24 protein-coding genes and 3 pseudogenes are annotated in these 25,902 nt (G+C 61.3%); 12 read left to right on the top strand and 15 right to left on the bottom strand.

Features of this window, described 5'->3' with window-relative positions; translation table 11 throughout:
- The first annotated feature begins 3 nt into the window (after positions 1-3).
- Positions 4-1,038 carry a purine-nucleoside phosphorylase gene (locus ACZ9BB_RS04625; protein ID WP_476212736.1) on the top strand — a complete coding sequence of 345 codons (1,035 nt, stop codon included), beginning with the start codon at positions 4-6 and terminating at the stop codon, positions 1,036-1,038.
- A gap of 106 nt (positions 1,039-1,144) precedes the next feature.
- On the opposite strand, the gene ACZ9BB_RS04620 is transcribed toward ACZ9BB_RS04625, so the two are convergent.
- The 3 genes from ACZ9BB_RS04620 to ACZ9BB_RS04610 form a co-directional block, all read right to left on the bottom strand.
- The gene (locus tag ACZ9BB_RS04620; protein ID WP_476212735.1) at positions 1,145-2,101 is read right to left on the bottom strand and encodes a quinone oxidoreductase family protein; all 957 of its coding nucleotides are present in this window, start codon (positions 2,099-2,101) and stop codon (positions 1,145-1,147) included.
- 29 nt (positions 2,102-2,130) lie between these two features.
- Positions 2,131-2,304 (bottom strand): DUF1427 family protein, encoded by a 174-nt coding sequence (locus ACZ9BB_RS04615; RefSeq protein ID WP_476212734.1) that lies wholly within the window; start codon positions 2,302-2,304, stop codon positions 2,131-2,133.
- Between the two features lie 105 nt (positions 2,305-2,409).
- The gene (locus tag ACZ9BB_RS04610; RefSeq protein ID WP_476212733.1) at positions 2,410-3,189 is read right to left on the bottom strand and encodes an AraC family transcriptional regulator; all 780 of its coding nucleotides are present in this window, start codon (positions 3,187-3,189) and stop codon (positions 2,410-2,412) included.
- Positions 3,190-3,334: 145 nt separating this feature from the next.
- On the opposite strand from ACZ9BB_RS04610, the gene ACZ9BB_RS04605 reads away from it, so the two are divergent.
- Positions 3,335-3,562, top strand: coding sequence for a DUF6555 family protein (locus tag ACZ9BB_RS04605; RefSeq protein ID WP_476212732.1), 228 nt, complete (start codon positions 3,335-3,337; stop codon positions 3,560-3,562).
- 70 nt (positions 3,563-3,632) lie between these two features.
- Here ACZ9BB_RS04605 and ACZ9BB_RS04600 read toward each other — a convergent pair whose 3' ends face one another.
- The 4 genes and pseudogenes from ACZ9BB_RS04600 to ACZ9BB_RS04585 form a co-directional block, all read right to left on the bottom strand.
- Positions 3,633-3,797 (bottom strand): metallothionein, encoded by a 165-nt coding sequence (locus ACZ9BB_RS04600; RefSeq protein WP_476212731.1) that lies wholly within the window; start codon positions 3,795-3,797, stop codon positions 3,633-3,635.
- A 199-nt stretch (positions 3,798-3,996) separates the two neighbouring features.
- The gene (locus ACZ9BB_RS04595; protein ID WP_476218197.1) at positions 3,997-4,752 is read right to left on the bottom strand and encodes a methyl-accepting chemotaxis protein; all 756 of its coding nucleotides are present in this window, start codon (positions 4,750-4,752) and stop codon (positions 3,997-3,999) included.
- A 102-nt stretch (positions 4,753-4,854) separates the two neighbouring features.
- Positions 4,855-5,673: pseudogene (locus tag ACZ9BB_RS04590) on the bottom strand (cache domain-containing protein); the annotation flags it as partial.
- A gap of 130 nt (positions 5,674-5,803) precedes the next feature.
- A complete protein-coding gene (locus ACZ9BB_RS04585) occupies positions 5,804-7,120 on the bottom strand; it encodes a Na+/H+ antiporter family protein (RefSeq protein ID WP_476212730.1) in 1,317 nt (438 codons plus the stop codon).
- Positions 7,121-7,532: 412 nt separating this feature from the next.
- On the opposite strand from ACZ9BB_RS04585, the pseudogene ACZ9BB_RS04580 reads away from it, so the two are divergent.
- Positions 7,533-8,822: pseudogene (locus tag ACZ9BB_RS04580) on the top strand (cache domain-containing protein); the annotation flags it as partial.
- 102 nt (positions 8,823-8,924) lie between these two features.
- Complete coding sequence (locus tag ACZ9BB_RS04575) at positions 8,925-9,680, top strand: methyl-accepting chemotaxis protein (RefSeq protein ID WP_476218196.1); 756 nt, start codon at positions 8,925-8,927, stop codon at positions 9,678-9,680.
- Between the two features lie 156 nt (positions 9,681-9,836).
- On the opposite strand, the gene ACZ9BB_RS04570 is transcribed toward ACZ9BB_RS04575, so the two are convergent.
- From ACZ9BB_RS04570 to ACZ9BB_RS04555, 4 genes are read right to left on the bottom strand one after another with little or no spacing between them, the layout of a single operon-like run.
- Positions 9,837-11,150: a sensor histidine kinase gene (locus ACZ9BB_RS04570; protein ID WP_476212729.1), complete on the bottom strand. Its 1,314-nt coding sequence runs from the start codon at positions 11,148-11,150 to the stop codon at positions 9,837-9,839.
- The gene (locus tag ACZ9BB_RS04565) at positions 11,147-11,815 is read right to left on the bottom strand and encodes a response regulator transcription factor (RefSeq protein WP_476212728.1); all 669 of its coding nucleotides are present in this window, start codon (positions 11,813-11,815) and stop codon (positions 11,147-11,149) included. The genes ACZ9BB_RS04570 and ACZ9BB_RS04565 overlap by 4 nt, the downstream gene beginning before the upstream one ends.
- Positions 11,816-11,818: 3 nt before the next feature.
- The gene (locus ACZ9BB_RS04560; RefSeq protein ID WP_476218195.1) at positions 11,819-12,100 is read right to left on the bottom strand and encodes a PepSY domain-containing protein; all 282 of its coding nucleotides are present in this window, start codon (positions 12,098-12,100) and stop codon (positions 11,819-11,821) included.
- A 38-nt stretch (positions 12,101-12,138) separates the two neighbouring features.
- Entirely contained in the window at positions 12,139-12,456 is a 318-nt protein-coding gene (locus ACZ9BB_RS04555) for a PepSY domain-containing protein (protein ID WP_476212727.1), read from the bottom strand.
- Between the two features lie 175 nt (positions 12,457-12,631).
- Between ACZ9BB_RS04555 and ACZ9BB_RS04550 the strand changes: the two genes are divergently transcribed.
- The 5 genes from ACZ9BB_RS04550 to codA all read left to right on the top strand — a co-directional run bounded on the left by ACZ9BB_RS04550 (position 12,632) and on the right by codA (position 18,132).
- Positions 12,632-13,711 (top strand): patatin-like phospholipase family protein, encoded by a 1,080-nt coding sequence (locus ACZ9BB_RS04550; protein WP_476212726.1) that lies wholly within the window; start codon positions 12,632-12,634, stop codon positions 13,709-13,711.
- A gap of 255 nt (positions 13,712-13,966) precedes the next feature.
- On the top strand, positions 13,967-14,323 hold the full coding sequence (queD, locus tag ACZ9BB_RS04545; RefSeq protein WP_003173033.1) for a 6-carboxytetrahydropterin synthase QueD: 357 nt from the start codon (positions 13,967-13,969) through the stop codon (positions 14,321-14,323).
- Between the two features lie 255 nt (positions 14,324-14,578).
- A complete protein-coding gene (locus ACZ9BB_RS04540; RefSeq protein ID WP_476212725.1) occupies positions 14,579-15,409 on the top strand; it encodes an alpha/beta fold hydrolase in 831 nt (276 codons plus the stop codon).
- A gap of 190 nt (positions 15,410-15,599) precedes the next feature.
- Entirely contained in the window at positions 15,600-16,871 is a 1,272-nt protein-coding gene (gene codB, locus ACZ9BB_RS04535; RefSeq protein ID WP_476212724.1) for a cytosine permease, read from the top strand.
- A 13-nt stretch (positions 16,872-16,884) separates the two neighbouring features.
- Complete coding sequence (codA, locus tag ACZ9BB_RS04530; protein WP_476212723.1) at positions 16,885-18,132, top strand: cytosine deaminase; 1,248 nt, start codon at positions 16,885-16,887, stop codon at positions 18,130-18,132.
- Positions 18,133-18,190: 58 nt separating this feature from the next.
- Here codA and ACZ9BB_RS04525 read toward each other — a convergent pair whose 3' ends face one another.
- A complete protein-coding gene (locus ACZ9BB_RS04525; RefSeq protein WP_476212722.1) occupies positions 18,191-19,183 on the bottom strand; it encodes a diaminopimelate epimerase in 993 nt (330 codons plus the stop codon).
- A gap of 167 nt (positions 19,184-19,350) precedes the next feature.
- On the opposite strand from ACZ9BB_RS04525, the gene ACZ9BB_RS04520 reads away from it, so the two are divergent.
- A complete protein-coding gene (locus ACZ9BB_RS04520) occupies positions 19,351-20,502 on the top strand; it encodes an MFS transporter (protein ID WP_476212721.1) in 1,152 nt (383 codons plus the stop codon).
- 113 nt (positions 20,503-20,615) lie between these two features.
- On the opposite strand, the pseudogene ACZ9BB_RS04515 reads toward ACZ9BB_RS04520, so the two are convergent.
- A pseudogene (locus tag ACZ9BB_RS04515) lies at positions 20,616-20,807 on the bottom strand (hypothetical protein); the annotation flags it as partial.
- A 119-nt stretch (positions 20,808-20,926) separates the two neighbouring features.
- Here ACZ9BB_RS04515 and ACZ9BB_RS04510 point away from each other — a divergent pair.
- Both ACZ9BB_RS04510 and ACZ9BB_RS04505 read left to right on the top strand, forming a co-directional pair.
- Complete coding sequence (locus ACZ9BB_RS04510; RefSeq protein WP_476212720.1) at positions 20,927-22,048, top strand: HlyD family secretion protein; 1,122 nt, start codon at positions 20,927-20,929, stop codon at positions 22,046-22,048.
- Positions 22,045-23,637 (top strand): DHA2 family efflux MFS transporter permease subunit, encoded by a 1,593-nt coding sequence (locus ACZ9BB_RS04505; RefSeq protein ID WP_476212719.1) that lies wholly within the window; start codon positions 22,045-22,047, stop codon positions 23,635-23,637. The genes ACZ9BB_RS04510 and ACZ9BB_RS04505 overlap by 4 nt, the downstream gene beginning before the upstream one ends.
- Before the next feature lie 9 nt (positions 23,638-23,646).
- Here ACZ9BB_RS04505 and ACZ9BB_RS04500 read toward each other — a convergent pair whose 3' ends face one another.
- Positions 23,647-24,087 carry a carboxymuconolactone decarboxylase family protein gene (locus tag ACZ9BB_RS04500; RefSeq protein ID WP_476212718.1) on the bottom strand — a complete coding sequence of 147 codons (441 nt, stop codon included), beginning with the start codon at positions 24,085-24,087 and terminating at the stop codon, positions 23,647-23,649.
- Positions 24,088-24,238: 151 nt separating this feature from the next.
- Entirely contained in the window at positions 24,239-25,684 is a 1,446-nt protein-coding gene (locus tag ACZ9BB_RS04495) for a mechanosensitive ion channel domain-containing protein (protein WP_476212717.1), read from the bottom strand.
- Positions 25,685-25,902 lie beyond the last annotated feature (218 nt).

Genomic DNA, 25,902 nt, shown 5'->3' with positions numbered 1-25,902 from the left:
TTTATGAAGGCAATGACCCGTTTTTCCCTGTCCGTCGGTTTGGCCATGAGCACCCTGCTCTCTTCTTCTGCCTGGGCGGTTGACGCGCCGATCCAGCCGAAAGTGATGCTGATCACCATGTTCGCCCCCGAAGCGCAGAACTGGATCGATCGCCTGGAGCTCAAGCAAGAAGTGCGTGTGCCGGGCCTGTCTGCCGAGTACCCGAACATTCGCTGCAACACCCAACAGGTGTGCCTGATGGTCACCGGCATGGGCCAGACCAATGCGGCGGCCTCGACTTTGGCCCTGGCGCTGTCGCCGAAATTCGACCTGCGCAAAAGTTATTTCCTGATCGCCGGCATTGCCGGCATCAGCCCGAAACACGGCACCATCGGCACCACCGCGTGGGCGCATTATCTGGTGGAATTCGGCACCCAGTGGGAACTGGATGCCCGAGATGCGCCGAAAGACTGGCCGACCGGCTACCTGGGCATCAACACCAAAGGCCCAAACGAGAAGCCGCCGCTGGACTACAAGACCGAAGTCTTCGAACTCAATCCGAAGCTGCAGGCCAAGGCCTTCGCCCTGAGCCACAAGGTCCAGTTGAGCGAGAGCAAGGAATCGGCGGCGTGGCGCTTGAAGTATCCGTTTGCCCCGGCCAATCAGCCGCCAGTGGTGACCCAGTGCGACACACTGGCGGGCAATACCTGGTTTTCCGGGACGCGGTTGAGTGAGCGGGCGGAAGTCTGGACCCAGCTGCTGACAAACAATGAAGGCGTCTATTGCACGACTCAGCAGGAAGACAACTCCACCTACGAGGCGCTGCTGCGGGCCAGCCGTGAAGGGCTGGTGGATGTCCGGCGCCTGGCGGTGGTGCGCGCCGGTTCCGATTTCGACCGGCCGGCGCCGGGCCAGAGCGAGGTGGATAACCTGCTCAAATACGCCGATCAGGGTGGGTTTGTGCCGGCGCTGGAGAACCTGTACCGCACGGGGAATCCGTTGGTGCAGGAGATTTTGAACAACTGGTCGGCTTGGGAAAAAGGTGTGCCTGAAGTCTGAGTTCGGCTTGAGGACGCCTTCGCGGGCAAGCCTCGCGCCTGCAGGTCCGCGCTGATTTCGAAATCGGCACCAACCCTGTAGGAGCGAGGCTTGCCCGCGAAGCTTTTTACGGCAACAGGATCACCTTGTCGCCGCTGCCCTGATTCACCTCCGCATACCGCTCCAGGCCCTCGGCCAACGGCGATTCAAGCAAGCCTTCCGGCAACGCCAACAGGCCCTGATCGAAAAACTTTCCGAACTGATCAAGCATCGCCGCACACGCCTGAACGCCGTACAGCAACGAGTTGATTCCCACCACCGAACCGCCCTTGCGATACAGCGCCAGGGCTGGCAATTGCACGTGCCCATCGACCGGTGCGGCGATGATCGCGATGCGGCCGAACGCGGCCAGTGCCGGGACCGAAGCCGGTAGCCAGAAGCCGGTGGTGTCGAAGATCACGTCGGCGCCGCCGGCATACACGGCGTTGACCTGTGCGCCCAGCTCTTCGGGCTTATCCAGTTGCAGCGTCTGATAACCCTGAGCCTGCAAATCCTTGACCTGCTCCGGCCGCCGCGCCGCCGCCAGCACCTGGGCGCCCCGGACTTTGGCCAGCGCCAATGCTGCGCTGCCCACCGCCCCGCCGCCGATCACCAACACCCGCGCTCCGGTCGTGACAAGACTGCGTTCCAGCGCATCCCACGCCGTGGTGTACGGCACACCGAGGCTGGCAGCCTGGGCAAAGCTCAGATGCGTCGGCTTCAGCGCCACGCCATTAGCCGGCAATTTGACGAATTGCGCATGGGAACCGTCGGCAAAGAAGCCCAGCTCACGACCGGTACCCCAGACTTCCTGACCGATCAGCGCCTGTGGACCTTCGACGACGATACCGGCGAAATCACGACCGGGAATCCGCGGCAACGTGGTGTAGGGAAACCGTCCCAGTACGTTTTTCACATCGCTGGGATTGAGGCCCGCCGCCTTGATCTGGACCAGCACTTCGTCGGTGCCGGGAACGGGAGTGGGAACCTCAACGTAGCGCAGGGCCGAGAGGTCGCCGGTCTTGTCGAATTGCAGTGCTTTCATGAGGGGCTCCATCGAATGGACAAAGGGTGTCAGGAAATCCAGCCCGCTACCAGTTGTCGGCCCATGGGCCACAACTGTTCACCGGCAAGCATGCCCAGCAGGCCCACCAATGCGATGGCCGGTGGCGCGGGGGAACGAAAGTCCAGTGCGCCATAGAGCAGACCGACGCCCAGACCGATACCCAACGAGATGAGATAGTTCACGACTGACTCCGTGGCATAAGGGGTATGCGCAGAGTCTAGAGAGAGGCCGCCACGGGCATCGGCCAAGTACTTCTGAATGTCGGCCAAACGGTGGCGGGCAGGACTTCAGCCCTGACGTTGGCTCGCGAAAAACTGCGAAGGTGCGACGCCCAGTTCCCGGCGGAACATGTCGCTGAAGCTGCTCGGCGAATAGCCCAGTTCCCGGGCAATCGTGCTGACCGCAACGCCCTGAATCAATTCGGCCGCCGCGGTCGCCAGTTGCACCTGCCGCCGCCACTCGGCGAAGCCCATGCCCAAACCGTCCTTGAACAGCCGCGCCAGGGTGCGCACGCTGGCCCCGGCGTTTTCGGCGTGCTGTTCGAAGGGAATGTCCAGCGACGGCGCGGCCATGACCGCCTGACACAGGTTCATCAGCCGCCGGTCGGAATCGTCCGGCAGCGGGATTTTCAGCTGTGAACGTCTGGCCCGCTTGAGCTCCAGTAATGCCAGGCCGACCAGCGCGTCGTAGTAATCCGGCGCGCCGTCATCGCCCTGCTCCACCAACCCGACGATCAATTCGCGCAGCAGCCCGCCGACTTCAATCACTTGAACACTGTCGTCCAGCGTTGCGGCCAATGCAGGTCGCAGATAGATGTTGCGCATCTGCAGGTCCGACACCACGCGAATCCCGTGAGGCACGCCCGGCGGCAGCCAGACAGCCCGTTGCGGCGGCACCACCAGCGCCTCGTGGGGCGTCTCGACCCACATCACGCCGCTCATTGCATACAGCAACTGGCCCCAGACATGCTCGTGCGGCTCGATATACAACCCGCGCGGATAGGTGCGCGCCAGTGGTTGCACGGGCACATCGGTGTCACTCAAATCAGGCGGCGTGGCAAGGGCCATGGGCTAGGATCATTGGGGGTCGGGAGGCCTCCATGGTAGCGAGGCACCCGGGTTGCCGCCAGTCACTGTCGCCACCTGACAATCCGACTGAATTTTCCGCACGCCTCGCGATCCCTCTATTACAACAGGGAGGAATACAGGCTTTATGAGCAACGCAAAACTTTTCGTCATTGAATACACGCTTCACGGCAAGCCCAAGTCTTTCATTATCCGACTGGAAAAAATGGACAATGCAGAGGCTTGGCACTGGGCAAGTTGCGACGCCGGAGTCGGCCGGATCCCGCGCTTTGGCCGTGAACGGGTGCAAAAGACCAGCAAACCGCTGGCGGAAAAATTCGGCATCGAGAATGTGACCTGGCGACCGGCCAGTTGAGCGTCAAAAAGGAGGGGACAGATTCAAACCGAAGTGGAGCCTGGACGGCTCCACTTTTTTGGCTGAACGGTCAGTGCTTTGCACACTTGCAGCCTTTGGTGGAGCATTCTTCGCCATGTTCGTGATGTTTGGCGCAGGCTTCACAGCAATAGTGCTTGCCGTGACGCGCGATCGGATGTTGGCCCAGTTTGCAGGAACATTTGGGGCAGTCGCAGATACTTTCACTGTCGATCATGAGTCTGACTCCATTGTTGTGGTCGTCAAGGTGCCACGGGTGCGCGACACCTCAAGCAAATGACCGCCCGTTCCCCAAACGGGTTCAAACAAACCCTTGGACGGTGTTTGCTTACTAATGAGGGTAGTCGCGATGCTGCATCCCGGTAGCATCACGGCTTAACTGACTGGAAGCCCTCTCGCCACAAAAGCACTATCAATCAGATACGGAATTGTCCGACCAGTTGCCCCAGACGCTGACCGAGATCGGCCAGGCTGCGCGAGGTTTGCGCGCCGAGCTGGGTTTCGTCGGCGACACTGTCCACGGCCACGGCGATCTGGTGCACGCTGCGGTTGATCTCTTCGGCCACGGCGGTTTGCTCTTCGGCGGCGCTGGCAATCTGGGCGTTCATCGAGTTGATGGTGCCGATCAATTGGGCCATGGCGTCCAGAGACGCCCCGGCCTCGTTGGCCTGGGCCGACGTGCCATCGCCGGCCTCGCTGGAGCGGCGCATGGCCTCGACCGCCGATTGGGTGCCGGCCTGCAAGCGGTCGATCATGCCCTGGATTTCCTGGGTGCTGATTTGCGTACGGCTGGCCAGCGCCCGCACTTCATCGGCCACCACCGCAAAACCACGCCCGGCCTCGCCGGCGCGAGCCGCTTCAATGGCGGCGTTGAGCGCCAGAAGGTTGGTTTGCTCGGCAATCGAACGGATCACCCCAAGCACGCTGACAATCGACGACACGTCTTTTTGCAGGCTGTCGAGGGACACACCGCTGCTGCGAATGTCATTCACCAGCGCATGAATCTTCACAATGCTGCCAGCCACCACACGCTTGGCGGCCTGACCCTCTTCGTCGGTCTGCTGGGCAGCGACCGCCGCGTTTTGCGCACTCTTGGCCACTTCCTGGGCCGCCGCCGACATTTGGTTGATCGCCGTGGCCACCTGATCGGTTTCGTGACGCTGGCGTTCCATGGCCTGATCCGAGCGCTGGGCCTGATCGGAGACCTGATTCACCAGCCCGGTCAGTTGCGAAGTCATTTCAGTGATCTGCCGTACCAGGCCGTGGATCTTGTCGACGAAACGGTTGAACGAGCCGGCCAGTTCGCCGAGTTCGTCCTGGCTGGTGACACTCAGGCGCCGGGTCAGGTCGCCCTCGCCCGCCGCGATGTCGTCGAGGTTGGCTTTCATCAGGTTCAGCGGACGCAGGATAGTGTTGGCCAGCAACATCCCGGCGACGGCGATCAGCAACAGCACCACCACGGCAATCCCGACAATGCTCAGCACCACGCCTTGCATGCGTTCCTGGACCTTGATCTCAACCAGCGCCACTTGAGCTTCGATGCCGTCAAGGTTGACCGAGGTGCCGACCGCCATGTCCCACTTGGACAGGTATTCGGTGTAGCCGAGCTTGGGCACCAGCACTTGGCTGTTGCCGGGCAGCGGCGAGCTGTATTGCAGGTAGTGGGTACCGTCCTTGGCGACTTTCACCAGGTCGCGGTTGACGTAGACGCCGTTCGGGTCGCGATTGTCCTTGAAGCTCTGGCCCACGCCTTCGGGGCTGTTGGCCTTGAACAGGCGCACCGTGTTGGAGTCGTAGCCGAAGAAGTAGCCGTCCTTGCCGTAGGTGATGCTCGACAGCAACTTGATCACCTGGGCCCGCGCCGCGTCATCGCCGGGGGCGGCTGCGTCGTAGAGCGGTTTGATCGTGGTCATGGCCACGGCAACATAACTTTGCAGCGTCGCCTTGGCATCGCCGAGCAGGCGCTGACGGGTTTGCTCGACTTCCTTGCTTGCCTGCTCTTGCAGGATAAACAGCGTGGTCAGGCTGATGATCAGCGCAAAGAGCAATACCGGGAGGACGGCAAGGGACAGGACTTTGGCCTTCAGGCTCATGCGCATGACGTTCACTCTTTTGATTTTGTTGGCGTGGTTAAAGGCTTTAACGGCACGCGAAACCAAAAGTTGAGTCAGGGTCACATTGATCCTGTGGGAGCGGGCAAGCCCGCTCACAGGGTTAGGGGTGTTACAACACCATCGCCGCTACCCAGCCGAACGCCAGCAGCGGCAGGTTGTAGTGCAGGAAGGTCGGGACCACGGTGTCCCAGATGTGGTGATGCTGGCCGTCGATGTTCAGACCAGAGGTCGGGCCCAGGGTCGAATCCGAGGCGGGTGAACCGGCATCACCCAGCGCGCCGGCGGTGCCGACGATGCTCACGATGGCGATCGGGCTGAAGCCCAGTTGCACGCACAACGGTACGAAAATCACCGCCAGAATCGGTACGGTGGAAAACGATGAGCCGATGCCCATGGTCACCAACAGGCCCACCAGCAGCATCAGCAACGCGCCGATGGCTTTGCTGTGGTCGATCCACGAGGCCGAGGACTCCACCAGCGTTTGCACTTGCCCGGTGGCTTTGATCACTTCGCCAAACCCGGACGCAGCGATCATGATGAAACCGATCATCGCCATCATCTTCATGCCTTCGGTGAACAGGTCATCGGTGTCGCGCCATTTGACGATGCCCGACGCCGAGAAAATCAGGAAGCCTGCCAGCGCACCGATAATCATCGAATCGAGCAACAACTGAATGATGAACGCGGCAGCAATGGCCAGACCGGCGACCATCAAGCTCAACGGGTTGTACTGCACCGCGACCTGTTCGACCTGCTCGATCTTTTCCAGGTCATAAACGCGCTTCTTGCGATAACTGATGAACGCTACCGCGAGGCCAAAAACCATGCCCAGTGCCGGAATACCCATGGCATGGGTGACGTTGATGCCGCTGATGTCCACCCCGCTACGCGCGACGTTGGCCAGCAGGATTTCATTGAGAAAGATGTTGCCGAAACCCACGGGCAAGAACATGTACGGCGTGATCAGGCCGAACGTGATGACACAGGCGATCAAGCGACGGTCCAGTTGCAGTTTGGTCAGCACATATAAAAGAGGCGGCACCAGCAACGGGATAAAGGCGATATGTATCGGCAAAATGTTCTGGGAGGCGATGGCCACCACCCACAGCAAACCGATCAGCAGCCACTTGACCTGACCGCCCCCATTGGCGTGCTGGCGATCGACCATGGCCAGGGCTTTGTCGGCCAGCGCATGGGCCAGGCCGGACTTGGCAATGGCCACCGCGAACGCGCCAAGCAAGGCGTAGGACAAAGCGACCGTCGCCCCGCCGCCGAGGCCACTGTTGAAGGCTTTCAGGGTCGCGTCGATGCCCAGGCCACCGGTCAAACCGCCCACCAGCGCGCCGACGATCAGCGCGATTACCACATGCACGCGGGACAGGCTGAGGATCAGCATGATGCCGACCGCGGCAATTACAGCATTCATTGTTGTTACCTCAAAAGCAGCGCGGTGAAGTAATCACCACCAAACGGAATGAGTCCGGCCGGCAGTCTGCAGAGCGCCGCCAGCGGATGGGGAGAAGGGTTTTATTAGAGGGCGCGCACTGTGCCGGACCGCTGCGGCCTTGTCAAAGCCAACACCCCGTTTGGACCGGGGACATGGTTTACCCTGTGACGAGGGGGCTTGCCCCCGTTCGGCTGCGAAGCAGTCGCAAAACCTGCCGATGCGGGTTGCCTGACTAAATGCCGGGGGTCGCTTCGCGACCCAACGGGGGCAAGCCCCCTCGCCATAGGTAAGACCCCTCTCCACAAAGCTTCGGCTTGCGACATAAAGAAAGCCAAACCCCGGCCGCTACAGTGCAAAGTCTCAGATATTTATCGAATAAAAGGACGTTCCCATGTCGCTCAGACAACTTTCCATTCAATGGAAAATCACCCTGTTGGCCGGGCTATGCCTGGCGGGCATCGTGACCCTGCTGGTAGGGCTTTCGCTGTATCGCATGGAGCACAGCTCGGCGCTGGTGAAAGCCTCGAGCAGGGAGATGCTCACCGAAGCCGCCCAGGCGCGCATCGAATCCCAGGGTGAAGTCCAGGCATTGGGCATTCGTCAGCAGTTCATGGACGCCTATCAATATGGCCATGGTTTCTCGCGACAGGTGCTGTTTCTGCGCGATCAGGCCGAGAAGCGCTTTCTCGATGCCTTCGACCTGCGTGAAGACCTGACCCGGCAGGTTAAGTCGGCCCTGCAGGCCAACCCGGAACTGCTTGGCCTGTCCCTAGTGTTCGAGGCCAATGCGCTGGACGGCAAGGACGAACTGTTCGCTGACCAGGCAGAGATTGGCAGTAACGAGAAAGGTCGTTTCGCCCTGTACTGGTCGCAACCGACCCCGGGCAAGGTGACCTCCATGGCCCTGCCGGAAAGCGACATGGCCGACACCAGCACCGGCCTCAGCGGCGAGCCGGCCAACGCCTGGTTCACTTGCCCGCGTGCCACGCTCAAGCCTTGCGTGATCGAGCCCTACTTCTATGTGATCGACGGCCAGAACGTGCTGATGACCAGCATCGTGTTCCCGCTGATGGTCAACGGCAAAGTCATCGCCTCGCTGTCGGTGGACATCAACCTCAACAGCCTGCAAGCGATCAGCCAGAGCGCCAGCAAGAAACTCTATGACGGCCAGACCAGCGTCAGCATCATCAGTCCGGTCGGCCTGCTCGCCGGCTACAGCCCGGACGCCAGCAAGCTCAGCCAACGCCTGGACGCCGTCGACACCAGCAACGGTGCCGAATTGCTCCGCCGTCTGACCGCCAGCAGCAAAACCGAAAGCCTGCACAGCAATCAGCAATTGAAAGTGCTGTCGCCGTTCCAGCCGATTCCCGGTGGCAAATCCTGGGGCGTATTGCTCGACGTGCCGGAGAAGGTCCTGGTCGGCCCCGCTGAAACGCTGAAAAAACAACTCGACGACAGCAACACAGCCGGTACGCTGATTGAACTGTGCCTGGGTGTGCTGGCGGCGCTTGTCGGCTTGCTATTGGTGTGGCTGATGGCGCGTAGCGTGACCCGACCGATCCTCGGCGTGGCGCGCATGCTGGAAGACATAGCCAGCGGCGAAGGCGACCTGACCCGGCGCCTGGCCTACGACAAGCAGGATGAACTGGGGCAACTGGCCGGTTGGTTCAATCGTTTCCTCGACAAGCTGCAACCGATCATTGCCCAAGTGAAACGCTCGGTGCAGGACGCCCGCAGCACGGCAGACCAGTCGTCTGCCATCGCCACCCAGACCAGCGCCGGCATGGAACAGCAATACCGCCAGGTCGATCAGGTCGCCACCGCGTCCCACGAAATGAGCGCCACCGCCCAGGACGTCGCCCGTAGCGCCGCGCAGGCGGCACAAGCGGCGCGCGATGCCGATCAGGCGACCCGTCAGGGTTTGACCGTGATTGACCGCACCACCACCAGCATCGACCACCTCGCCGCCGACATGAGCGCGGCCATGGTGCAGGTCGAAGGCCTGGCGGCGAACAGCGAGAAAATCGGTTCGGTGCTGGAAGTGATTCGTGCCATTGCCGAACAGACCAACCTCTTGGCGCTGAATGCCGCCATCGAAGCCGCCCGGGCCGGTGAAGCCGGACGCGGTTTTGCCGTGGTGGCCGATGAAGTGCGCAACCTGGCACGGCGTACTCAGGAGTCCGTGGAAGAAACCCGGCTGGTGATCGAGCAATTGCAGAGCGGTACGCAGGACGTGGTGAGTTCGATGAACAACAGCCATCGTCAGGCTCAGGGCAGTGTCGAGCAAGTCGGTCAGGCAGTGACAGCCTTGCGTCAGATTGGCGATGCGGTGACGGTGATCAGCGACATGAACCTGCAAATCGCCAGTGCGGCTGAAGAGCAAAGCGCAGTGGCCGAGGAGATTAACAACAACGTGGCGACCATCCGGGATGTGACCGAATCGCTGTCGGGGCAGGCCAATGAATCGGCGCGGGTGAGCCAGTCGCTAAACAGCCTGGCAAATCAGCAACAGGGCTTGATGGATCAGTTTCGCGTGTGACCTGACACCTGTGGCGAGGGAGCTTGCTCCCGCTCGGCTGCGCAGCAGTCGTAAACCTGCCAGCTCGGTCTGTCTGATTACACCGGAGTGAATGGTTTTGGGGCTGCTGCGCAGCCCAACGGGGGCAAGCCCCCTCGCCACACCTTCAGTCCTCCGTCAGCGTTTGGGCAATTCGATTGTCACTTTCAACCCGCCCCACTCGCTTTCTCCCAGCCTCAACACCCCGCCCCACGTGTCGACGATATCGCGCACGATGCCCAACCCCAGGCCATGCCCATCGGTCTGTTCATCGAGCCGGGTACCGCGGCTGAACACCTGATCGCGCTGGTCTTCGGGAATGCCCGGGCCGTCGTCTTCAACGCTCAACTCAAACCTTTCTGCGGTTTCGAGCACGCTTAACCGCACCTCGGCATCCGCCCATTTGCAGGCGTTGTCCAGCAGGTTGCCCAGCAACTCGAGCAAGTCTTCGCGATCCCACGGCAGTTGCAAACCGGCCGGTGCCCGGTAGCTCAGGTCCAGGTGTTCGCCGTGAATCATGTTTAACGTGGCCAGTAATCCCGGCAATTCGGCATCACAATCGAACAGCACCCCCGGCAGTGCATCGCCGGACAACCGGGCGCGGTTGAGTTCGCGATTGAGTCGCTGCTGGACCTGTTCCAATTGCGCCAGGAAAACTTTGCGCAACAGCGGGTGAGCATCGAGTTTCTCGCTTGAGGCCAGGCTCAATAACACCGCCAGCGGGGTTTTCAAGGCATGGCCGAGGTTGCCCAGGGCGTTGCGTGAGCGCTTGAGGCTGTCTTCGGTGTGGGCCAGCAAATGGTTGATCTGCGCCACCAGCGGTTCCAGCTCGACCGGCACGGCTTCATCCAGTTGCGAACGCTGGCCCTGCTGCAACTGGGCGATTTGCTCGCGGGCCTTCTCCAGCGGGCGCAAGGCGCGGCGCACGGTGATCCGTTGCAGCAGCAAAATCAGCAACAGCCCCGCCAGCCCCAACCCCAGACCGAGTTGCTGCATGCGACAGAAACTCTCGCGCACCGGCGTGTAGTCCTGGGCGACGCTGATGGAAATCGCCTGGCCCAGCCGCCGGTAGTCCGAACGCAACACTAGTAACTGCTGCCCTTCCGGCCCCAGTTGCAAATTGCTGTGCAGGCCTGGATGTTCGAGTTGCGGCAGGTCCTGATCCCATAACGAGCGGGAACGCCAATGGCTGTCGGCAAAGTCGATACGAAAATAGTGCCCGGAAAACGGTCGTTGATAGGCCGGCGACAAGTGCCGCTCATCCAGCTGCACCCCCTGCGGGCCACGCACCAGCGCCACCAGTAGGTTTTCGCTGTCGTTGCGCAGCCCCGCTTCGAGGTAGCGCTGCAAACCCATTTCGAACAGCCACAGGCTGGTTTGCGCCAGCACCAGGCCGACAATCACCATCACGCTGATCAGGCCCAGGCTCAAGCGGCGCTGGATCGACCTCACTGGGCTTGCCCGCCGAACAGGTAACCCTGGCCGCGACGGGTTTCGATCACGCTGCGGCCGAGCTTGCGTCGCAAGTGGTTGACGTGGACTTCCAGCACGTTGGAATCACGCTCGGTTTCACCGTCGTAGAGGTGTTCGGCGAGGTGGCTTTTGGAAAGGATCTGTTCGGGGTGCAGCATGAAATAGCGCAGCAGGCGAAACTCGGCGGCGGTGAGCTGGATGTCGGCGCCGTCGCGGGTCACGCATTGACGCCCCTCATCCAGATGCAATCCCGCAGCCTTGAGCGTCGGCTGATTGGCCCGACCATGGGAGCGGCGCAACAACGCCTGAACCCGCAGGTGCAGTTCTTCCGGGTGGAAGGGTTTGGTCAGGTAATCGTCGGCCCCGGCCTTGAGGCCTTCGATCCGCTCGGCCCAGGAGCCGCGCGCGGTGAGGATCAGCACCGGCGCGGCCAGGCCTGCGGCCCGCCACTGCGCCAGCACCTCGAGCCCCGGCAATCCTGGCAAGCCGAGGTCGAGAATGATCAGGTCATAAGGCTCGCTGCTGCCTTGGTACACCGCATCGCGGCCGTCGGCCAGCCAGTCCACGGCGTAACCCTGCCGGCTGAGGCCGGCCATCAATTCGTCGGCCAGCGGCACGTGGTCTTCCACCAGGAGCAAACGCATCGGTCAGTCTTCCTTGTCTTTGAGTAAATGGCCGGTGGTGGCATCGAGGTCCAGCTCGCGCACCACGCCGTCGCTGGTCAGCAGCTCGACTTCATACACGTAGACATCGTGTTTTTCTTCAAGCTCGGCTTCCAGCAGCTTGGCTCCGGGATATAGGTCCAAGGCTCGCTGCAACAGTTGCTCCAGCGGCAGGATCACACCCTGTTGGCGCAGGCGCAGGGCCTCGTCCTGATCCAGGTCGCGGGCCAGGACCACCGAGCAAAAAGCCAGGAGCATCAGCGCCATTCGACTGCCGATGCGCCGATTCAAACAAAACACCTTCATTACGTATCCTGCTGATCCTTGAGAATCTGCCCGCTGACAGCATCCATTTCCAGGTCCCACTCAATGCCCTGCGGGTCGCGCAATTGCACCTGGTAGATGTACTTGCCGTACTCTTCTTCGAACTCGGTTCCGGTGACGGTCGAGCCGGGATGTTTGGCCAGGGCAGTAGCGTTGAGCTTCTCGAAAGACACAATGGTACCAGCGTCACGCAGTCTCAGGGCTTCGTCGGGGCCCAGGTCGCGAGCGTGGGCGAGGCTGGCGGTCATGGCGGTGATGGCGGTGATGGAGGCGGTGAACAGGGCAGTCAGGATTTTCATGGGGTGTCTCCGTATTTTTTTATGTGTTGCCTACGGGAGGCTACCTTAGCGATTCGAACTTAACTGAAACTGAATTGCCATCATTGGGAATGGCACCACGATATCGCTCCCACATTGGATTCGTGTACCCACAGGACTCACATATAATCCCCCGCTGCCAGACATCGAGACCGGTATGACCGCTATCCACATCAAGTTCCCTTCCCTGACGCTCAAGGCTGGCCCGCGTGCCCTGGCGCGCATCCGTGCAAACGGCTTGAGCGCTGCCGATGTGGGGACATTGCCGGGCGCTGCCGGTGGCCCGAAAGCGCTGGGGATTCAGGGTCTGGACCTGGCGCTGTTCGGCGAATGGCTGCCGGCCGCGCCCCGGCAGCGTTCGCTGATCGGCGCCTCGGTGGGTTCCTGGCGGTTCGCCAGTGCCTGCCTGCCGGATGCCGCCGAAGGCATCCGCCGTCTCGGTCAGCTGTACACCGAGCAGAACTTCGCCAAAGGCGTGACCATGGCGCAAATCAGCCAGAGCTCCCGGCGCATGCTCGATGACCTGCTCGACGGTCGTGACGCGTCGATTCTCGATAACGCCCACTACCGACTGAACATCATGGTGGTCAAAAGCCACGGCCTGCTGGCAGACGATCATCGCGGTCGGCTGGGGCTGGGACTGTCGTCGGTGATCGCCGACAACCTGCGCGGTCGCGCGCGGCTATCGCGGCATTTCGAGCGGCTGATCATCCACGACCCGCGCCTGGCACCACCGGTCAATGCGCTGAACGACTTCCCGTCGCGCTTCGTTGCGCTCGATACCGGCAACCTGCGCCAGGCCCTGCTCGCCTCGGGTTCGATCCCGATGGTCATGGAAGGCGTGCGTGATTTGCCGGGCGCAGGCATGGGGACGTTCCGCGATGGCGGTCTGCTGGACTATCACCTCGACTTGCCCTACAGCGGCAGCGATATTGTGCTGTATCCGCACTTCACCGACCGGGTGATCCCTGGCTGGTTCGACAAGACCCTGCCGTGGCGCCGCGCCTGTCCTGAGCGCTTGCAGGATGTTCTGTTGCTGGCGCCGTCGAAGGAATACCTGTCGCGCCTGCCCTACGGCAAACTGCCGGACCGTAACGACTTCAAACGCTTCATGGGCGATGCCCCGAGCCGGCAGAAGTACTGGCGCGCGACGATGGATGAAAGCCGTCGGATGGGTGACGAATTTCTCGAGCTGGCCGCCAATGGTCGCCTGGGCGAGCGCTTGCTGACCCTCTAGTGCCCTGTCTCGCCAATACTGTTCCTTTTTGACGGTGGCTGTTGTCGCCATGCTGCGTTGCCGCTCCTCGCCATAGCGGGCTATGACTCGTCGCGGCGCCTTGCCTGACGACAACAGCCACTCGCCAAAAGAGGAACGTATTGGTGAGACAGGACACTGGTCAGTGTTTTCCCGCAACCCCAAACGCAAACTGTTAAACTCGCCGCCTGCCCACATCGCCGCGGCGATCGCCACCTGACAGAGCTGAACATCACTGTGGAAATCTTCAAAGAGTTTACCTTCGAATCCGCCCATCGCCTGCCCCACGTACCGGACGGCCACAAGTGCGGTCGCCTGCACGGTCACTCGTTCAAAGTGGCGATTCACCTGAGTGGCGACCTCGATCCGCATACCGGCTGGATCCGCGACTTCTCGGAGATCAAGGCAATCTTCAAGCCGCTCTACGAGCGCCTGGACCACAACTACCTGAACGACATTCCCGGCCTGGAAAACCCGACCAGTGAAGTGCTGGCCAAGTGGATCTGGAACGAATTGAAGCCCCTGCTGCCGGAACTCAGCGCGATCCGGATTCATGAGACCTGCACCAGCGGTTGCATCTATCGCGGCGAGTAACCCCTGGGGGAGATTCTGTGGCGAGGGGGCTTGCCCCCGTTGGGTTGCGAAGCAGCCCTGAAATCTCTGATACACCAAAGATCTTGTGAGTGCTACGCACTCAAACGGGGGCAAGCCCCCTCGCCACATGCCTGCTCCCTATTGCCCGCTCCCACAAGGGCAACTGCGTTTCGTCAGTGAATAGAAAAACAGCCTTCAATGGCTGTTTTTTTATGCCTATGCTTTTTGGCTCGCACACGCCAAGAGGACACACCCATGACTGACTGGCCGCTGCCTCAGACCTACCGTTTCAACGGGCACTTCGTTCGCTACGCCGTGCGTGGCGACGGCCCGCCGCTGGTGTTCGTGCATGGCACGCCCTTCTCTTCCCATGTGTGGCACCGAATTGCGCCGCACTTCATCACTACGCACCGGGTGCACTACTTCGATCTGCTGGGTTACGGGCAATCCACCCAGCCGGACGGAGATGTGTCTCTGGGCGTACAAAACCAACTGTTGGCGCAGTTGCTGGACCATTGGGGCCTGGAACAGCCAGACGTGGTAGCCCACGATTTCGGCGGCGCCACTGCGTTGCGCGCGCACCTTCTCAATGGCAAGGATTACCGCAGCCTGACGCTGATCGACCCGGTGGCATTGACGCCCTGGGGGTCGCCATTCGTGCAGCATGTGCGTCAGCATGAAGCGGCGTTCAGCGGGTTGCCCGATTACATTCAGCGGGCGATCGTACCGACTTACATTCGCGGGGCGATCAAGCGCGAAATTCCCGATGATGAACTGGCGCCCTATGTGCAACCCTGGCTGGGCGATCCTGGGCAAGCGGCGTTCTATCGGCAAATCGCACAGATGGATGAACGTTACACCCGCGAGGTCGAAGGGCTGTACCCGACGGTTCGCTGCCCGGTGCAGATTCTTTGGGGGGAAGACGATCAATGGATTCCCATCGAGCGTGGGCGGGCATTGCAGCAGATGATTGCGGGGGCGCAGTTTCAGGCCATCCCCAATGCCGGGCATCTGGTTCAGGAAGATGCCCCGGAAGCGATCGTGGCGGCGCTGCTGCGGTTTTTACCCCTGCACAAATCCCCCTGAAAAAACCAATATCCCTTGTGGGAGCGAGACTGCTCGCTCCCATATGGGTGCCGTGTTTCTTCAGGTGCACTGCTTTCGTGCCCCCTCCTGCAGCCAAATTCCTGTGCTCGTCTATAAATAACAACGCCACTGCGCGCTTGGCACGAGCACTGCAACACCCTCGCGTCCCCAATCCAGCAAGGAACGCCACATGACGCAGAACGATCCAGGTAACGATTACCCCCTCAGCGAAGTCCCGATGCACGCCCGCAAGGGGCTCGCCTCCACGGCCATGGTGCTGCTGGGGTTCACGTTTTTTACCGCGACCATGTTTGCCGGCGGCAAGCTCGGTGTGGCGTTCAGTTTTGGCGAGATGATGGCGGTGATTATCGTCGGCAATCTGTTGCTGGGGATCTACGCTGCGGGGCTTGGCTATATCGCCTTCAAAAGCGGCCTCAACTCGGTGCTGATGGGTCGTTTCTGCTTCGGTGAAGTGGGCAGCAAACTCAGCGACCTGATCCTCGGGTTCACCCAGATCGGCTGGTACGCCTGGGGCACCGCGACCGCAGCCGTCGTACTCGGCAAGTATTTCGAACTGAGCGAGGGCACGGTTCTGGGGCTGATGGTGCTGTTCGGCCTGGGCTTCTGTGCCACGGCGTACATCGGCTATCGCGGACTGGAGATTCTGTCGTACATCGCCGTACCCGCCATGATGTTACTGCTGATGCTGTCAATGTGGGTCGCGACGGTGAAGGTCGGCGGGCTCGAGGGCTTGCTCGCGGTGGTTCCACGCGGAACCCTGGATTGGTCGACCGCCATTACGCTGGTGTTCGGCACATTCGTCAGTGGCGCAACCCAGGCGACCAACTGGACACGCTTCTCCCGCTCGGCGCGAGTTGCGGTGCTGGCGAGCCTGATCGGCTTTTTCCTCGGCAATGGCCTGATGGTGTTGATCGGGGCCTACGGCGCTATCGTCTACCAGCAACCGGATGTGGTCGAAGTGCTGTTGCTCCAGGGATTTGCCATGGCCGCGATGGCGATGTTACTGCTCAACATCTGGAGCACCCAGGACAACACCATCTACAACTTCGCCGTCGCCGGCTGCAACCTGCTGCGCACCGGCCGGCGCAAAACCGTGACCCTGGCCGGCGCGGTGATCGGCACACTGCTCGCGCTGCTGGGCATGTACGACATGCTGGTGCCTTACCTGATTTTGCTGGGCACGGTGATTCCGCCGATTGGCGGGGTGATCATGGCGGACTTTTTCTTCCGCCATCGTGGGCAATATCCACGCCTGGCCGATGCACGGCTGCCCGCGTTCAATGGGGCTGGCCTGACTGCCTATGCCCTAGGCACCGTCGCGGCATTCAGTTCGCCGTGGGTCGCGCCACTGGTAGGGATTGCCGCGGCCGCGCTAACGTATGTGTTATTGACCGGCGTACTGGGTGCCCGTACCGCCGAAGCATCTCTACAAGATCTCTAAAAGGACTCGCCCGATGCACATCATCAACGCCCGCCTGCGCAACCAAGAAGGCCTGCATGAGTTGCACCTGGAAGACGGCCTGATCAGCAGCATTGCCCGTCAGACCGAAGCCCCGACCCTGGGGCCTGACGATCTGGATGCCGGCGGTAATCTGGTGGTACCGCCTTTCGTCGAGCCACACATTCACCTCGACGCCACCCTGACCGCCGGCCAGCCGCGCTGGAACATGAGCGGCACGCTGTTCGAAGGCATCGAATGCTGGGGCGAGCGCAAGGCCACCATTACCCAGGAAGACACCAGGATCCGCGCCAAGAAGACCATCCAGGCCCTCGCCGCCCACGGTATCCAGCATGTGCGCACCCACGTCGATGTCACCGACCCGGAACTGACCGCGCTCAAGGCGATGCTCGAAGTGCGCGAGGAAAGCCGCCACTTGATCGACCTGCAAATCGTCGCGTTCCCCCAGGAAGGCATCGAGTCGTACCGCAACGGTCGGGAGCTGATGGAAGAAGCGATCCGCCTGGGCGCCGATGTGGTCGGGGGCATTCCGCATTTCGAATACACCCGCGATCAGGGCGTGAGCTCGGTGAAGTTCCTCATGGACCTGGCCGAGCGCACCGGTTGCCTGGTGGACGTGCATTGCGACGAAACCGACGACCCGCACTCACGTTTCCTTGAAGTGCTGGCCGAAGAGGCCCGCAGCCGCGACATGGGTTCACGCGTTACCGCCAGCCACACCACGGCTATGGGTTCGTACGACAACGCCTACTGCGCCAAACTCTTCCGGCTGCTCGGGCATTCGGGAATCAGCTTTGTCTCCTGCCCCACCGAAAGCATTCACCTGCAAGGACGCTTCGATAATTTCCCGAAACGCCGTGGCCTGACCCGGGTCAATGAGTTGCTCGAGGCGGGGATGAACGTGTGCTTCGGCCAGGACTCGATCGTCGACCCGTGGTATCCGTTGGGCAACGGCAACATCCTGCGGGTACTCGAGGCCGGTTTGCACATCTGCCACATGCTCGGTTATCGCAACCTGCAAAGTGCGCTGGACCTGGTCACCGACAATAGCGCCAAGGCCATGAACCTGGGCGATCGCTATGGGCTGGAACAGGGACGGCCGGCGAATCTGCTGATACTGTCGGCGGACAGCGATTACGAGGTGATCCGCAGCCAGGGGTTGCCGCTGTATTCGGTTCGCGGGGGCAAGGTGTTGATGAAGCGACAGATGCCGGTGGTTGCGTTCAGTGATGGTTTGACCTGAGATCCTCGTTGAATGGGATGGCCCCATCGCGAGCAGGCTCGCGATGGCGATCTTGAATTCAACCCATCAACCGCGCCGTACCAAACAACCTGACCCGACTCAACTCGCCATCTATTTCCTCCAGCAGAATCGGTGCCGTGCCGCCTGGCATGACCACCTTCACTTCCCCGGCCACCACCCAACCCACTCGCCACGCCGCACACGCCACCGCGCTGGCACTGGTGCCCGACGACGCCGTCGGCCCTTCGCCGCGTTCAAACACCCGGGCGACGATTCGCCCCTCGGATTCAAGCATCGCCCATTGCAGGTTCACCCCTGCCACACACGGCTGCCCTGCACCCGTCGGCATGGCATAGGCGATGCGGGTCAATCCTTCGGCCAATTCCGGCCCGCGCATCTGTGCGTTACTCGGCAATGCCTCGGCGCCTGACACCAACGTCACGCAATGGGGATTACCGATGCGCACGAACTGGCTGCGGCTCCAGGCTGGGTCGAGCGCCGACAACGGCCGCACATGACAGACTTCACGACCATCGAGCGTCACGGCTTCAACCCCTTGCGCACCCACCGCTTCAGGCCCGAACGAGGGCTGTCCCAAGTCCAGCCAGAACCCTTGCACGCCATCGATTTCGGCGGGTTTCACTGAAGTCTCCACCGGCGAAACCGCATCGCTCTTGTCGTGATGAACCCTGAGCAGACAGGCCTCTTCCCTCGGCAGCAACCCTTGCTCACTCAGGGCCTGGGAAAAAATCGTCAGGCCATTGCCACTGCGCTCGGCCAGGGTGCCATCAGTGTTGACGATCAGCAGGTCAAAGGGCGGCGCCGATTGAAACGGCCCCACCAGCAAACCATCGCAGCGATGAGACTTGCTGCCGGGCGGTTGTGTACCGGGAGCCCAGCCGCAGAACGCCTCGATGGCCGACAACGCCCAGGCCTCACGGGTTTGTGCGGCATCGCTGGCCCGTTCAGGGACATCGATAGCGTTGCGGCGCAGGGCGTCAGGCGCCACGACCGCGTAAATATTGCCTCGAGCATCGTACATTCGCGTCATGGCGCCCCCTGTATGAACAATTGATATGTCGACGATATCGCGAAACAGCGACTGGCTGTGCAAGGATGTCACCCTGCCTGACTGCGACCCCGCCCGGACGTGGTGATCGAACCCTTTGCGGTTGTTCACTGTCCCTTGGGGACGCGACGTTTTTGCCAAGGATCGATATGACCAACCTCAACACTCAAGCCGCATTCGTTCCCGGACGCCTGGAGCAGATGTCCACCCGCATCGCCTTTTTCATCGCAGGTTTCGGCATTGCGGCCTGGGCGCCGCTGGTGCCTTACGCCAAGGCGCGGGTCGGGCTGGATGAAGGAACCCTTGGGTTGTTGCTGTTGTGTCTGGGGGTGGGTTCGATTCTGGCGATGCCCATGGCCGGCATTCTGGCTACACGTTTCGGCTGCCGCCGGGTGTTGAGCGGCGGGACTTTGTTGATCTGCGCGGCCCTGCCGCTGTTGGCGACGGTGTCTTCGATCCCGGCGTTGATCGCGGCGTTGTTCATGTTCGGCGCGGGCCTGGGCACGGTTGATTCGACGGTGAACCTGCAAGCGGTGATTGTCGAACGGGCCAGCGGCAAAACCATGATGTCGGGTTTTCATGGGCTGTTCAGCCTCGGCGGGATCGTCGGTGCGGCGGGTGTCAGCGCCCTGCTCGGTTTGGGTTTTTCGCCGCTGGGGGCGATGCTGGTGGTGATCGTGCTGCTGGTGGTGGCGTTACTCAAGGCCGCGCCGCATCTGCTGCCCTATGGCAGCGAAAGCTCCGGCCCGGCGTTTGCCGTGCCCCATGGCATCGTTCTGTTTATCGGCGGCATGTGCTTCATCGTGTTCCTGGCCGAAGGCGCGGCGCTCGACTGGAGCGCGGTGTTCCTGGCGCAGGAGCGCGGGATCGACACGGCGTATGCAGGGCTCGGCTATGCGGCGTTTGCGTTGACCATGACGGCCGGGCGATTGACCGGTGACAAGATTGTTCGACGCCTTGGCGCTACGCGGGTGATTGTGTTTGGTGGTCTGACGGCCGCTGCGGGCCTGGCACTGGCGACGTTCGCAGCGAGCTGGGAAGCGGCACTGGTGGGTTATGCGCTGCTGGGCGCTGGCTGTTCGAACATTGTGCCGGTGCTTTATACCGCGGTGGGCAAACAGACTGTCATGCCCGAAAGCATCGCCGTGCCGGCCATTACCACCCTGGGTTATGCAGGGATTCTCGCCGGGCCTGCGGTGATCGGCTTTATCGCCCATGGCAGCAGCTTGAGTTTTGCCTTTGGGTTGATGGCGGTATTGCTGGTGGCCGTGGCGATTGGCGGCAGGGTGTTGAAGGTCTGAAAAGCATCGCGGGCAAGCCCGCTCCCACATGATCTTTGGTGTACACAAAATCTGTGTTCACTGAAGATCCTTGTGGGAGCGGGCTTGCCCGCGAATGAATTCACCTCGGTCTATCAGAACCCGACGCTGGCCTGCACGAAGAACGTGCGCGGTGCGCCGACATACATCCCCGAGTTGTTATCGCTGGAACGGGTAAAGTACTGCTTGTCGAAAATGTTCTTCACCCCCGCGCCGACTTTCAGGTTCGACAGCTGTGCGCCGAAGTCATAACCGCCGCGCACGTTCCAGGTGACGTAACCCGGAATGACTGTTGAACCCGAAATCCTGCCAACTGACGACCGGTCGCAGAAACCCATTGTCACTAAATATTACTTACGTCATATTACATCAGTAATAAAGCACCGCTTCTGACAGGTATTTCTCCATGACCAGCATGCCCAGCCTTGAACCCGATCTTGCTGTTGCGGTGAACCCACCCAAGCCTCCCCTGCTCAAACGGCTGGTCTTTCTAACCGCGGCCATCGCGGCCCTGGTGTTCATCGGGCTGTACGCAACCCATTGGTGGACCGCCGGGCGTTTCATCGAGGAAACCGACGATGCCTATATCGGTGGCGACGTCACGGTGATCGGGCCGAAGGTCGCGGGGTATATCGAAGAGGTGCTGGTCACCGACAACCAGAGGGTCAAGGCCGGCGATGTGCTGATTCGGCTCGACGCCCGTGACTACCGCGCCAACCTGGCCAAGGCCGAAGGTGCGGTGGCTGCCGAAGAGGCGTTGCTGGCCAACCTCGACGCCACCGAACAACTGCAACACGCGGTGATCGGCCAGGCTCGTGCCGGCATCGATGCCACGGGCGCCGAAACCGCGCGCTCGCGGGACGATAACGCCCGCTACAAACGCCTGGTCAACAGCAATGCCGTCTCGGTGGAAAGCGCACAACGAGCCGATGCCACTTTCAAGACTGCACAGGCGCAGAGTGCCCGGGCCCAGGCCGAATTGCTGGCCGCGCAACGCCAATTGAACGTGATCGAAACACAAAAACAGCAAGCGCGCGCCGCGTTGATCCAGGCGCGGGCCGAGCGTGATCTAGCGCAGTTGAACGTCGGCTACACCGAGCTGCGGGCACCCGTCGACGGCGTGATCGGCAATCGTCGGGCACGGGTCGGCGCTTACGCCCAGGCCGGTTCGCAGCTGTTGTCGGTGGTGCCGGCCAGCGGACTGTGGGTCGATGCCAATTTCAAGGAAGATCAGCTGGCCCGGATGACGCCGGGCCAGCGTGTGATCGTTCATGCAGACGTGCTCAAGGGGCGTGAATTCCACGGTCATCTGGACAGCCTCGCGCCGGCCAGTGGTTCGCAGTTCAGCGTGCTGCCACCGGAAAACGCCACCGGCAACTTCACCAAAATCGTTCAGCGGGTACCGGTGCGAATCCTGCTCGATCCCGCTGACGGCGTGCTCGGTCATCTGCGCCCCGGTCTGTCGGTGACTGCCGAAGTGGACACCCGCGCCGAGCCTGAAACCCCGACCGTGGCCCGCGCGCCATGAGCCGCGCCCTCGCCGCCCCCGCGCAGCCGTTCAACGCCGCCAACATGGCGACGGCGACCAAAGTGTTCGCCTTCGCCACGATGTGCATCGGCATGTTCATTGCGCTGCTGGATATCCAGATCGTCTCGGCGTCGCTGCGTGACATCGGCGGCGGGCTCTCGGCCGGCACCGACGAAACCGCGTGGGTACAGACCAGTTACCTGATCGCCGAAATCATCGTGATTCCGCTCTCGGGCTGGCTGTCCCGGGTGTTCTCGACCCGTTGGTTGTTCTGCGCTTCGGCGGTGGGTTTCACTTTAGCCAGCCTGCTCTGCGGCGCGGCCTGGAACATCCAGAGCATGATCGCCTTCCGCGCCCTGCAAGGCTTTCTTGGCGGTTCGATGATCCCGCTGGTGTTCACCACCGCGTTCTTTTTCTTCACCGGTAAACAACGGGTGATCGCCGCCGCGACCATCGGCGCCGTGGCTTCGCTGGCACCGACGCTGGGGCCGGTAATCGGTGGCTGGATCACCGACATTTCGTCCTGGCACTGGCTGTTCTACATCAATCTGGTGCCGGGGATTTTCGTCGCGGTGGCGGTGCCGATGCTGGTGAAAATCGACCAGCCAGAACTGTCGTTGCTCAAGGGCGCTGACTACCTGAGCATGCTGTTCATGGCGGTGTTTCTCGGCTGCCTGGAATACACCCTCGAAGAAGGCCCACGCTGGAACTGGTTCAGCGACAGCACGATTCTAACCACCGCCTGGATCAGCGGCCTGGCCGGATTGGCCTTCATTGGTCGAACCCTGCACGTGGCCAACCCGATCGTCGATCTACGCGCCTTGAAGGACCGCAACTTCGCCCTCGGCTGTTTCTTCTCGTTCATCACGGGGATCGGCCTGTTCGCGACGATTTACCTGACTCCGCTGTTTCTCGGGCGGGTGCGCGGCTACAGCGCGCTGGACATCGGCCTGGCGGTTTTTTCCACCGGGGTGTTCCAGATTCTGGCGATTCCGCTGTACGCCTTTCTGGCCAACCGCATCGACCTGCGCTGGATCATGATGGCCGGCCTTGGGCTGTTCGCCCTGTCGATGTGGGATTTCAGCCCGATCACCCATGACTGGGGGGCGAAAGAATTGATGCTGCCGCAAGCCTTGCGCGGGATCGCTCAACAACTCGCGGTCCCGCCGGCGGTGACCCTGACCCTCGGCGGGTTGGCTCCGGCGCGGCTCAAGCATGCCTCAGGGTTGTTCAACCTGATGCGTAACCTCGGTGGCGCAATGGGTATTGCCGCGTGCGCGACCATCCTCAATGACCGCACCAACCTGCACTTCACCCGGTTGGCGGAGAACCTCAACAGCACCAACGAGGCGCTGAATCAATGGTTGTCCCAGGTCGGCCACAACTTCGCCGCGCTCGGCCAAAGCGGTGACATCGGCGTCACCGCCAGCCTGCATCAGCTGTGGCTGCTGACTTACCGCGAAGCACAGACGCAAACCTACGGCGATGCCTTTTTGATGATCATGGTCTGCTTCATCCTCGCCACGGCGATGGTGCCCTTGATGCGCAAGGTGCAACCACCGGCCGCGCCGAGTGCCGATGCGCATTGAGACTGACTATTACTCTTGAGGCATTTTGCGGAAACCCACAGCCAGGCGGTTCCAGCTGTTGATGGTGGAAATCGCTACGGTCAGGTCGACCATTTCCTTGGGGCTGAACTCGGCACTGAGCAGTGCATAGTCTTCATCCGGCGCATGGGTCAGGCTCAGTTGAGTCAAGGATTCGGTCCAGGCCAGCGCGGCGCGCTCACGATCGGTGAAGAACGGTGCCTCGCGCCAGGCCGTCACCGCAAACAGCCGGCGTGGCGTTTCCCCACCCTTGATGGCGTCGGCAGTGTGCATGTCGATGCAGAAGGCACAGCCGTTGATCTGCGATGCGCGCAGCTTGACCAGTTCGATCAGCGACTTTTCCAGCGGCAGCTTCGAGACGGCGGCTTCCAGGGCCATCATGGCTTTGAGGCCGTCTGGGGAGGCGGTGTAGAAATCGATACGAGATTGCATGGTGAGCTCCAATTACAGGTGGGGTTGGCGCTACGTTAATGCCGACCTGACGTTGGACAAATAGCCAATTATTGGGAAGTTGAGGATGCCAATGGACCACAAGATTTTCAGTGGCTGTACTCGCGAAGGGCCGGAACAGGCAACCAACACATCAGCCGCTACGCTTGCGCAACCACTGCAAAAACCCTTTCTTCTCTACCACCTTGGGTGTTTCCTGAATCAGCGTCTGAGCCTTGTTCAAGCGGAAATCCAGCAACGCCTTCATCGCTTCGCCAATGTCATGCCGCGCATCCAGGCACGGTTGGAGGTATTCCCTCTCGATCCGGTACAAAGTGCAGACCGTCTTGGCGCTAAAGTCCGCCGGCATCGCCGTATCGGACAAAATCCCGCCCTCGCCGATCACCTCTCCCGGCCCCATGCGCCCGGTTTCGAACTTGACCCCGCCACGGCTCAGCTCCACCGACACGACGCCAGATTCGATGATAAACAAATGATCGCTGACCTCCCCCGCCGGCAGGATCATTTCACCGGCGCGGAAGGTTTGCAGTGTCATGTTCTGACTGAAGGTTTCTTTCTCTTCCTGACGCAGGGTCGAGAAAATGTTCGAGGCGTCCAGCAATGCCCGTGGCCGCGACAGGTTGGCAGGTGCATTCGGTTCGACGTTCGACAACAGGCTGACACCACTGGCCTGCAAGTGCCGGAACGCCAGGTCGAACAGCAGATTGCGGACCATGCGTTTCTGGTCCATCGACACGACGAAACCACTGATTTCGTATTCCACGCCCGTGGCACTGGAGCCTTTCAATGCTACGCACGGCGCCGGTTTATTCAATAGATAGCGGCATCCTTGCATCGCCCGTTCCAGCGCATCGATCACCTTTTGCGGACGAGCGTGGGGGCTCACTTGCAAACTGATCGAAACCCCGAAAATGTCACTGGGCCGGCTGAAGTTGATGATCTTGGCCTTGGCCGCCAGGGAGTTGGGAATCACCGCCATGCTGCCTTGCGCGGTTTGCAGGCGCGTGGCGCGCCAGTCAATGTCGATGACCCGGCCTTCGGTGCCGTCGATGGAGATCCAGTCATCCAGTTGATAGGGTTTGGTGGTGTTCAGCACGATCCCGGAGAACACGTCGCTGAGGGTGCTTTGCAAGGCCAGGCCGACAATGATCGCCAACGCGCCGGATGTTGCCAGCACGCCTTTGACTGGCAGATCGAGAACATACGCCAGGGCGGCGATGATCGCGATCAGGAAAATCACCGCGCCAAGCAAATCCTGCAACAAGCGTCCGGTGTGCCCGACCCGTTGCATCATCACCGCACCGATCAGCACCGTCAGAGTGCGCGCACCGAACAGCCACCAGCCGATCTGCAAACCGGTGGCCGTCAGATGCAGCGGGACGTTGTCGACCCAGGGCGCCGTCTCCATGGGGTTCATGCCTTCGTTGAACAGCAGCATGCTGAACAGCGCGAAAATCACCAGCCGCACCGCCAGTTTCCAATTACTGCCGCTGGCTGCGATCAAACGCCACAACACCAGATCAATCAGAATCAGGATAAACGCGCAGAACAACGGATGATCGGTGAGCAGTGACAGCATCAAGCAACTCCAGCAAGGGCCAATGGCGCGAAGATCTCACAGATTGTAGGAGCTGGCGAAGCCTGCGATCGGCAAAACACCACAAAACCAATGTGGGAGCGGGCTTATGTGGCGAGGGGGCTTGCCCCCGTTCGGCTGCGAAGCAGTCGTAAACCGGGTCACCGCGTTCTAATTCAAGATCGCGGTGACTGGTTTTAGGGGTGCTTCGCGCCCCAACG

The organism is Pseudomonas sp. TE3552 (assembly GCF_056278945.1).
The sequence above is the reverse complement of the archived record's forward strand: the minus strand, read 5'-3'. Positions and strand labels throughout refer to the sequence as shown.

Coding starts and splice junctions, on each gene's coding strand:
- codB (WP_476212724.1), top strand. CDS start 15,600: ATGACGCAGAACGATCCAGGTAACGATTACCCCCTCAGCGAAGTCCCG.
- ACZ9BB_RS04540 (WP_476212725.1), top strand. CDS start 14,579: ATGACTGACTGGCCGCTGCCTCAGACCTACCGTTTCAACGGGCACTTC.
- ACZ9BB_RS04510 (WP_476212720.1), top strand. CDS start 20,927: ATGACCAGCATGCCCAGCCTTGAACCCGATCTTGCTGTTGCGGTGAAC.
- ACZ9BB_RS04525 (WP_476212722.1), bottom strand. CDS start 19,183: ATGACGCGAATGTACGATGCTCGAGGCAATATTTACGCGGTCGTGGCG.
- codA (WP_476212723.1), top strand. CDS start 16,885: ATGCACATCATCAACGCCCGCCTGCGCAACCAAGAAGGCCTGCATGAG.
- ACZ9BB_RS04520 (WP_476212721.1), top strand. CDS start 19,351: ATGACCAACCTCAACACTCAAGCCGCATTCGTTCCCGGACGCCTGGAG.
- ACZ9BB_RS04600 (WP_476212731.1), bottom strand. CDS start 3,797: ATGATCGACAGTGAAAGTATCTGCGACTGCCCCAAATGTTCCTGCAAA.
- ACZ9BB_RS04610 (WP_476212733.1), bottom strand. CDS start 3,189: ATGGCCCTTGCCACGCCGCCTGATTTGAGTGACACCGATGTGCCCGTG.
- ACZ9BB_RS04565 (WP_476212728.1), bottom strand. CDS start 11,815: ATGCGTTTGCTCCTGGTGGAAGACCACGTGCCGCTGGCCGACGAATTG.
- ACZ9BB_RS04585 (WP_476212730.1), bottom strand. CDS start 7,120: ATGAATGCTGTAATTGCCGCGGTCGGCATCATGCTGATCCTCAGCCTG.
- ACZ9BB_RS04625 (WP_476212736.1), top strand. CDS start 4: ATGAAGGCAATGACCCGTTTTTCCCTGTCCGTCGGTTTGGCCATGAGC.
- ACZ9BB_RS04555 (WP_476212727.1), bottom strand. CDS start 12,456: ATGAAAATCCTGACTGCCCTGTTCACCGCCTCCATCACCGCCATCACC.
- ACZ9BB_RS04495 (WP_476212717.1), bottom strand. CDS start 25,684: ATGCTGTCACTGCTCACCGATCATCCGTTGTTCTGCGCGTTTATCCTG.
- ACZ9BB_RS04595 (WP_476218197.1), bottom strand. CDS start 4,752: ATGGAACGCCAGCGTCACGAAACCGATCAGGTGGCCACGGCGATCAAC.
- ACZ9BB_RS04605 (WP_476212732.1), top strand. CDS start 3,335: ATGAGCAACGCAAAACTTTTCGTCATTGAATACACGCTTCACGGCAAG.
- ACZ9BB_RS04620 (WP_476212735.1), bottom strand. CDS start 2,101: ATGAAAGCACTGCAATTCGACAAGACCGGCGACCTCTCGGCCCTGCGC.
- ACZ9BB_RS04550 (WP_476212726.1), top strand. CDS start 12,632: ATGACCGCTATCCACATCAAGTTCCCTTCCCTGACGCTCAAGGCTGGC.
- ACZ9BB_RS04505 (WP_476212719.1), top strand. CDS start 22,045: ATGAGCCGCGCCCTCGCCGCCCCCGCGCAGCCGTTCAACGCCGCCAAC.
- ACZ9BB_RS04575 (WP_476218196.1), top strand. CDS start 8,925: ATGGAACAGCAATACCGCCAGGTCGATCAGGTCGCCACCGCGTCCCAC.
- ACZ9BB_RS04500 (WP_476212718.1), bottom strand. CDS start 24,087: ATGCAATCTCGTATCGATTTCTACACCGCCTCCCCAGACGGCCTCAAA.
- ACZ9BB_RS04560 (WP_476218195.1), bottom strand. CDS start 12,100: ATGGCGCTGATGCTCCTGGCTTTTTGCTCGGTGGTCCTGGCCCGCGAC.